The 300-nt window shown below is 44.3% G+C and carries 1 rRNA gene; it reads left to right on the forward strand.

What is annotated here, in order from left to right:
* Positions 1-103 (forward strand): 5S ribosomal RNA (gene rrf / locus APS80_RS10330); the annotation flags it as partial.
* Positions 104-300: the final 197 nt, after the last annotated feature.

A 300-nucleotide genomic window follows, 5' to 3' on the forward strand; every position in this document is an offset into this window, starting at 1 on the left:
GGCAAGGAGGTCACACCTGTTCCCATGCCGAACACAGAAGTTAAGCTCCTTAGCGCCCATGGTAGTCGGACTTACGTTCCGCGAGAGTAGGACGTTGCCAGGCAAGCAAGAGACCGAAAGGTCTCTTTTTTTATGCCTAATTTTAACGTTTTATTTCCACTACGTCTTTTATCCTTCGCTTTCCTAGGCGCTTTGGCTCAACTAACTATTTCATTGCTAGACGCACTGAAATAGTGGATTTTCGCCTTCAGCTATTTGCCTCAGGAGTCTCAGGTAAAATACTTCTTTTCAATAAAACTT

Source organism: Staphylococcus auricularis (genome assembly GCF_001500315.1).
In the GTDB taxonomy this organism is placed as follows: Bacteria; Bacillota; Bacilli; order Staphylococcales; family Staphylococcaceae; genus Staphylococcus; species Staphylococcus auricularis.